Annotated in this window: 8 protein-coding genes; 5 read left to right on the top strand and 3 right to left on the bottom strand. The window is 48.9% G+C overall.

The window, feature by feature from the left end:
- Positions 1-103: 103 nt before the first annotated feature.
- The gene (locus LKK83_RS09890; protein ID WP_324630922.1) at positions 104-802 is read left to right on the top strand and encodes a hypothetical protein; all 699 of its coding nucleotides are present in this window, start codon (positions 104-106) and stop codon (positions 800-802) included.
- Between the two features lie 298 nt (positions 803-1,100).
- The gene (locus tag LKK83_RS09885; protein ID WP_324630924.1) at positions 1,101-2,720 is read left to right on the top strand and encodes a hemolysin family protein; all 1,620 of its coding nucleotides are present in this window, start codon (positions 1,101-1,103) and stop codon (positions 2,718-2,720) included.
- Positions 2,721-2,747: 27 nt separating this feature from the next.
- On the opposite strand, the gene LKK83_RS09880 is transcribed toward LKK83_RS09885, so the two are convergent.
- A complete protein-coding gene (locus LKK83_RS09880; RefSeq protein ID WP_324630923.1) occupies positions 2,748-2,903 on the bottom strand; it encodes a ribbon-helix-helix protein, CopG family in 156 nt (51 codons plus the stop codon).
- Between the two features lie 250 nt (positions 2,904-3,153).
- On the bottom strand, positions 3,154-3,318 hold the full coding sequence (locus LKK83_RS09875) for a hypothetical protein (RefSeq protein ID WP_324630921.1): 165 nt from the start codon (positions 3,316-3,318) through the stop codon (positions 3,154-3,156).
- Between the two features lie 616 nt (positions 3,319-3,934).
- Between LKK83_RS09875 and LKK83_RS09870 the strand changes: the two genes are divergently transcribed.
- Complete coding sequence (locus tag LKK83_RS09870; RefSeq protein WP_324630920.1) at positions 3,935-4,162, top strand: hypothetical protein; 228 nt, start codon at positions 3,935-3,937, stop codon at positions 4,160-4,162.
- A gap of 14 nt (positions 4,163-4,176) precedes the next feature.
- Here LKK83_RS09870 and LKK83_RS09865 read toward each other — a convergent pair whose 3' ends face one another.
- Positions 4,177-4,311 carry a hypothetical protein gene (locus LKK83_RS09865; RefSeq protein WP_324630919.1) on the bottom strand — a complete coding sequence of 45 codons (135 nt, stop codon included), beginning with the start codon at positions 4,309-4,311 and terminating at the stop codon, positions 4,177-4,179.
- 99 nt (positions 4,312-4,410) lie between these two features.
- Between LKK83_RS09865 and LKK83_RS09860 the strand changes: the two genes are divergently transcribed.
- Complete coding sequence (locus LKK83_RS09860) at positions 4,411-4,725, top strand: DUF1816 domain-containing protein (protein ID WP_324630918.1); 315 nt, start codon at positions 4,411-4,413, stop codon at positions 4,723-4,725.
- 156 nt (positions 4,726-4,881) lie between these two features.
- Positions 4,882-5,544, top strand: coding sequence for a pentapeptide repeat-containing protein (locus LKK83_RS09855; protein ID WP_324630917.1), 663 nt, complete (start codon positions 4,882-4,884; stop codon positions 5,542-5,544).
- Positions 5,545-5,798: the final 254 nt, after the last annotated feature.

Below are 5,798 nucleotides of genomic sequence, written 5' to 3'. Positions count from 1 at the left end.
CACACCCAATTCTCAATATAGTTTTGACGGCGGCTAAAGCCGCACGTTCGTTTTTCCTCCCCCGGCTAAAGCACGGGAGTTTCCAAACATATCGGAGGCTACTATGAAACTCAATCCTACGATCGTTTTAACCTTTTTGTTGTTAAGCATGATGCTCATTGCTGGTGGAACCAGTGCGCGGTGGGGATTAACCCTAGGGACTCAAGCCCTAAAAGAGGTAACGCAGCCCGACATTCGTCCGACTACGGCAAATGCGGGGGATTCCAACTCCAGCAAGATCGAGGAGGGCAAAGGAATCAAGTTATTAGAGGAAAAAAAGATTGTCGAGCAGGTGAAGGCGATAAGAGAGGGGAAAGTGCCCCCCCCGGCGGAGGCAAAGCCCCAACCGAAAGCGCAAGCGGAGTCACAGGGCACAACAGCCAACGCCGATAGCGAAGCCAAGGAAGAGAAAAAAGACGATCGCTTTCCGATGGCGAGTGCCGATGGCGACGTGAACCTAGAAGTGGGGGGGGTGAAAAAGCAAAACGGCTCCCTCGAGTTAGAGGTGACGCTGAAAAATTCCGGGTCGCGATCGGTGCAGTTTCTCTACAGCTTTTTAAACGTCACCGACGATCGCGGGCGATCGCTCAGTGCGACTACCGAGGGACTACCGGGAGAACTTCCCCCCAACGATCGCGCGTATAGCGGCACCGTGACCATTCCCACGGCGTTATTGGAAAACGCGCAAAAACTCTCTTTGACCCTGACAGACTATCCGGATCGGCAATTGCAGCTCGAACTCTCGGACATCCCAATTAATTGATCCACTCAGGCGATCGCATGGCGGGGTGAAGGGGAGAATGACAAATTGAGCAGTTTTGCAGTGAAAATTGAGCAGTCCGATTGGCTCAATTTTCCACTTTTCAGCCTCAATTTTTCTCCCCTTCGCCCTTTCAATTTTTTTCTAAAATGATACCGTTTTTAATGTTTTAGTCGGGGAATTAAATGACCCTCACGTTTCGATTAACTCTCGATTTTAAACCGTTACAAGATGAAGATTTCTGGTGCGTTCTCTAAGCTTATTTTTACTGGTATGGATAGTTGCCTTTGGTGTCGTTGGACTGGAGGCTGGTAGCGCTTTGGTCACTCAAGTTCCTGTGGAAACCGCCCATACTTGGCAAGATCTGCTCCTGCGGTTGTTCTCCGTTTTTGCGCTGATTGCCATCAATGCCTTTTTTGTTACCACAGAATTTGCGATGGTGTCCGTGCGGCGATCGCGCATCAATCAGCTTGCGGAAAGCGGCGATTTACAAGCAAAAACGGTGCAGCACCTACAGCGCAACATCGATCGCCTCCTCTCCACCACCCAACTGGGTATCACTCTCTCGAGTCTCGCCCTCGGTTGGATTGGCGAAAATACGATGGCAGTCTTAGTGGCCAGTTGGATGCGCCAATGGCCCCTAGAGCAAAATATCAAGCAGCTCATCGCCCATTCTCTGGCAATTCCGGTGGCTTTTTTATTAGTTGCCTATTTGCAAATTGTTTTGGGAGAACTCTGCCCGAAATCCATCGCCTTGCTTTACGCCGAGCAACTGGCCCGCTGGTTAGGACCGCTCAGTTTGGCGATCGCGCGATTTTTCAATCCCTTTATCTGGATTTTAAACCAATCCACCCGCTGGTTGTTGCGTTTGGGGGGCATTCGTTACAACCCGCGCGCCTGGTCCAGTCGCGTCACGCCAGAAGAGTTGCAACTGATTATCGCTACAGAACGCGAATCTACGGGATTGGAGGCGGAAGAGCGAGAACTGCTCAATAACGTCTTTGAATTTGGCGATGTGTCCGCCAACGAGGTGATGGTTCCGCGTACCAGCATTCGCGCCATTCCCTACGATGCGACCTTTCAAACCTTGGTGGATGAAGTGGTCAGCAGCACTCACTCGCGCTATCCGGTGATTGGAGAATCCTTAGACGATATTCGCGGGATTATTTATTTCAAACAACTCGCCGAACCCTTGGCCCGGGGTATCCTCACTCCTGACACGCCGATCGCCGCTTGGATCCGACCCGCGCGCTTCGTTCCGGAATATACCCCCTTGAGCGAATTGCTCCCGATCATGCAGCGATCGGAACGGGCAATGGTGATGGTGGTGGACGAATTTGGCGGCACTGCCGGATTAATCACCATTAACGATTTAGTGGCCCAAATTATTGGAGATAGTCCCGAAATCGAAAACCGAGAAGCATTAAGCGTGCAAATGCTCGACGATCGCACTTTTCTCGTCCAAGCGCAAATTCACCTGGAAGAAGTAAACGAAATCCTCAATCTGGATTTTCCTTTAATCGATGACTACCAAACTCTCGGTGGTTTTGTACTCTACCAATTCCAAAAAATACCGGTTGAAGGAGAAGTTCTTCACTACGATAATCTCGAACTTACCGTGGTCTCCGCAGAAGGGCCGCGATTAAATCAAATTCGCATTCATCGCCGCGAACCTGCTAGTTTTTCCCCCGAAGATTTGGAACCGTTGGACAGTTTTGAAACCCAGGAGGGGGAACCGCCATCCTCTGAATCCCCTTTGGGACTTGATGAGGATGAACGGCTTTCCCCCCACGGGCAATCTGATGCCGATCGAGAGCGATCGCCCCGGGAAGAACCCGAACTGGGATTTGACGATCGGGCAAGCCCCTCCTCCCGGGAAGAACCTGACCAGGGATTCGATGAGGATGGACGCTCGGAATAAACCACGCCCGTTTTGTTTGGGCAGCAATTACGCAGGAGCCTCCTCTGAGTGTTCTGCACCTTTCTTTGGTTTGGGCATTCTCTTGATATAGTCTCGAATCACTTCTGACATTGAAAGTTCGCGCCGATCCGCTTCTGCTTTCAATCTATCTAATTCTTGGCTATTTAGCCGAATTCGAAGCATATAATCTCTAGCCATGTCGTTCTTATCGTTGCTACAACTATTCTAGGATAGCAATTTCAAAGATAAAATGACAACAAACCTAAGAAGGATGCTGGATTAAATTATTCGGTGAATTTCTGCCTTTTGGCAGGAATTTGCCGATCGCTGATGTTGAATTGTTGCGGAAAAAGTCCCTTGATTCCCATCGGTGCGATCGCCTGCACCATTGAAGTGGGAGCAACCGTTTGCCCTCGGAGCTTTTAACAACTCCTCAATCTAGCGATCGCCTCACCCCCACTCCCGCTTCCGCTTCTCGGTCGATTTCATCCCCTTCTCGACCCACAAGCTTTTTTACCGATTTTTCCACCCCACCATTGACGGAGACTTGGATCCGTCCGAATTCCCCTGCTTTGCCCCTCCCACCTTCCCGCAGCATGACCCCTAAACCTTCCTCTCCGAGCCGGTTTTTTGAGCCAATTTATACCCCAGTTCGGATGTGGCGCGGGTCTTCTCCTCTCTATCAAATTGTTCCGAAAAAATCTGAAATTTTTGTTAAATTTTCCAGCGGATTTCTAAAGTTTATCCTAAAAAAAAAATATTGCGAATCTTTCTATGATATAGTGAAGCTGAAGGTAAAGGTTCGGCAACGAAACAGGAGAAATTTGTCATTGACACTCCTCCACTACCCCGCAAGGAAGGTCGGTAAAATCACGGACTAAAAATGGGGAAATTCAAAGCTTCCGTGGTTGATGGCATAAAAATCAGAAGGGTCTAAAACTTCAGCATTGTCGCGTTTAATCTTGATTCGAGCAACAAATTCTGGCTTTCGGGTTCTGTAACTCGACTCCACCGGGCAGCGATCGCCTCAAACTCTGGGCTTAATATTTCTTTAACCCCTACGGAGTTTGAATGCAGCACGGCTTCATAATTATTTACAAAAAAATCTGGCGATTCTACCCAAATTGAGCGATTCCTTACCAAACATCTTCATGTTTGCGATCTAATCTCGAAGGTAGATGTAACAAAAGGGGAAATTCACCCCTAACCCTGCCATGAGCGATCCAATTGTTCTGGAAAACATGAATGTTTTAAATCGATTTTGCCAGGGGTGTCACGCCGACACCGAAACGGTTGCAGCGTGCCAATACCACGAAATCGACGATCGCCTGCCTTGTGAGGGGTGGTGGATCGAAGATCGTCTGTTTCCCAATCGCTTTAGACCGGCTTGGGAAACCCCAAAATCCCCGGAGGATCCCTTGTGGACGGAAATCCTCCGGTAAGGATAAACCCAATCCTATGATGGCGATCGCCTCGGTTCACAACCCGAGCAAAACGCGGATCGCCTCCGATCCGCGTGCATCATATCGGCGATCGCGGCAGTTTTCTCCCCCGGAAAACCACCGGTGAGCGATCGCCCCAGGAATGCCATCCCCACAATTTTCCTAAATTTTTGCAGAACCTACAGCCCATCCAACACAGCTATCTGACCGAAATTAGCAGTGTTCTTGTCGCAAGAGGGATCGATAGTATGAACTCAACGAACACCACAAAAAGGAACCAGGGCGAAGTGGGCTGGTGGGTAGAAATTGTCACCCAGTCTCCTTTTTGTACCTACTATTTTGGCGCTTTTGACACCCTAGATCGAGCTGAATTCGCCAAATCTTGTTACGTAGAAGCCTTAGAGCAAGACGGCGCTTGCGGAATTTCCACTCGCGTACAGCAAGGCTCACCGGCGAACCTATCCCACTTTGAAGATGAATGGAGAGAAAGTTCTGTCGTCATTATCCCACCCACAATTAAATGGCGCTTTGGCTCTCAGCACCGCCAGGAATTGAGTCGCTAATTAATCGAAATCAATCCGCAGCGCGGCTATTGCCTCCTAGCTTTATCGCTCGAAAATTCGCTAATAAAATCCTACCAGCATGTTATCTCTGAATTGAAAACCCTATCGGATCGTTCATCTTCCGTTTCACTACACCATACAATTGAAGAGGAAAATATGGTTAGAAAAAATTGTGAAGTTCTCAACCAATATGCCTTGGGAAACCGAGATTTTTGTCAAATTAATCTCTCTCGCAGCACTCTACAGGGCGCAGACTTGAGCGGAAGCGATTTGCGGCGCGCTTCTTTAGTAGGAGCAGACTTGCGAAATGCCTGTTTGAAGGAAACCAAACTCACCGGCGCGGATTTAATGGGTGCGGATTTGCGGGGAGCTTGTTTGGAAAATGCAGACTTGGGACTGGCAGATTTGACTCAAAGCGAACTGCAAAATGCCAATCTGAAAGGAGCGAATTTGACTGGCGCAATCCTCACAAAAGCCAACCTCACAAATGCAACGCTCACAGGAGCGGTGATGTGGCGAGCCATGCTGATGGGCGCAATCCTCAAGGGTGCAAATCTGCATGGAGCAATTTTAATTAAAGCTATCTTACTCCAAGCCAATTTGAATGAGGCAAATCTCAGTGGGGCGAATCTGGCAGAAGCTAGGGTAATGGATGCGGAAATGGCAAACACGAATTTCACCGAGACGATTATGCCCGATGGCAAGTTCTACAAGCTCGATCGCGAAGAACTCTGGAGCAAGCGATCGCCCAAATTCTTCATCAATTGCCAGCCTCCTTTCAACCCCAATATTAGTAACATAAGACAAGGCGTGGGTTAATCCCACTGAGGCAAACGTCCTTCAGCGCCTTTCTCTCTCCCCGATAGCTAGTTCGCGATCGCCAAACTCCTGCCCGCAAAAAACATTGCAGTGAAACACTTGCTAGGCGGGTTTGTCACTGCCATAAATTACATAGACCCAAATAGGTAAACCTAGGGTTCTCCCTCCCTCGGCTGATTACCACATTTTTATTCATTTGTCAAGCCGTCGGCAAAAATCTCGGAAAAAATTTGGGTGCGATGGGGTAATTTTTT

It is taken from the genome of Phormidium sp. CCY1219 (assembly GCF_035615515.1).
GTDB lineage: Bacteria > Cyanobacteriota > Cyanobacteriia > Cyanobacteriales > Laspinemataceae > CCY1219.
This window is presented reverse-complemented; position numbering and strand designations above follow the sequence as displayed.